Source organism: Massilia sp. CT11-108 (genome assembly GCF_047302915.1).
Taxonomy (GTDB): domain Bacteria; phylum Pseudomonadota; class Gammaproteobacteria; order Burkholderiales; family Burkholderiaceae_D; genus Telluria; species Telluria orientalis.
In genome coordinates, this window is record NZ_JBKYMO010000892.1 from 1 (window position 1) to 1,384 (window position 1,384).

The window sequence follows — 1,384 nt, forward strand, 5'->3', positions numbered from 1 at the left end:
GGAGGGCGGCGTGCGCCTGCACGCCACCGTCAGCATCGGCCTGGGCTGCCGGGATGCCCCGGACACGCCCGTCGGCACGTTGCTGTCGCAGGCCGACGCGGCGCTCTACAGCGCCAAGCACGCCGGCCGCAACCGCGTCGTCGTCGCCTAGACGCCCACCATCGAGATGGCCTTCGTGTTGAGGTAGGCTTCCAGCGCTTCCGGACCGCCTTCGGAACCGTAGCCCGAATCCTTGACGCCGCCGAACGGCAGCTCGGCGCTCGGCGTGGCCGGCTGGTTAATCCACAGCATGCCCACTTCCACGCGGTTCATCAGCAGGTGCGCGTTCTTGATCGAGCGCGTGAACGCGTAGCCGGCCAGGCCGTACGGCAGGCGGTTCGCTTCCGCGATCGCATCTTCGAGGCTGTCGAAGCCGCGGATGCCGGCGACGGGGCCGAACGGCTCGTCGTTGAAGATCGATGCTTCCAGTGGCACGTCGGCGAGGATCGTCGGCGCGAAGAAGTTGCCCGCATCGCCCACGCGCTTGCCGCCCGTCGCGACGATCGCGCCCTTGGCCTGCGCATCCTCGACCATCTTCGCCATCGCCGTCACACGGCGCGAATTGGCGAGGGGACCGAGGGTCGTGCCCTCAAGCAGGCCGTCGCCCAGTTTCAGGCCTTCCGCATGCGCGACGAAGGCGCGCGTAAACTCGTCCTTGATCGCGTTGTGCACGAGGAAGCGGGTCGGCGAGATGCAGACCTGGCCCGCGTTGCGGAACTTGGCGGCGCCGGCGGCCTTGACGGCCAGGGTCACGTCCGCGTCTTCGGCGACGATCACCGGCGCATGGCCGCCCAGTTCCATCGTCACGCGCTTCATGTGCGCGCCCGCGAGTGCGGCGAGCTGCTTGCCGACCGGCGTGGAACCCGTGAACGTGACCTTGCGGATGACCGGGTGCGGGATCAAATAGCCCGAGATCTCGGCCGGATCGCCGAACACGAGGCCCACGACGCCGGCCGGTACGCCCGCGTCGACGAAGCACTGGAACAGCGCGGCGGGGGAGGCCGGGGTCTCTTCCGGCGCCTTGCACAGGAACGAGCAGCCGGTGGCCAGCGCGGCGGCCAGCTTGCGGACGACCTGGTTGATCGGGAAGTTCCACGGCGTGAAGGCGGCGACGGGGCCGACCGGTTCCTTCAGCACGAGTTGCTGCGCCTGCGGGTTACGGGCCGGCACGATACGCCCGTACACGCGCATGCCCTCGGCCGCGAACCAGTCGATGATCTCGGCGCCGGCCAGCGCTTCCATTTTTGCTTCCGCAAGCGGCTTGCCCTGTTCCTGGGTCAGCAGGCGGGCGATGTCGCCGGCGCGTTCGCGCAGCAGGCTGGCGGCGCGGCGCATGATGGCGGCG

At 69.6% G+C, this 1,384-nt stretch carries 2 protein-coding genes; one reads left to right on the forward strand and one right to left on the reverse strand.

All coding sequences use genetic code 11. The features are described 5' to 3' along the window. The first annotated feature begins 10 nt into the window (after positions 1 to 10). Positions 11 to 151, forward strand: coding sequence for a diguanylate cyclase domain-containing protein (locus ACEN88_RS31735; protein WP_413346147.1), 141 nt, complete (start codon positions 11 to 13; stop codon positions 149 to 151). Here the strand turns inward: ACEN88_RS31735 and ACEN88_RS31740 are convergent. Next, the coding region (locus tag ACEN88_RS31740; RefSeq protein ID WP_413346145.1) for an NAD-dependent succinate-semialdehyde dehydrogenase at positions 148 to 1,384 on the reverse strand (1,237 nt) is incomplete at its 5' end. The two genes, ACEN88_RS31735 and ACEN88_RS31740, sit on opposite strands and share 4 nt — an antisense overlap.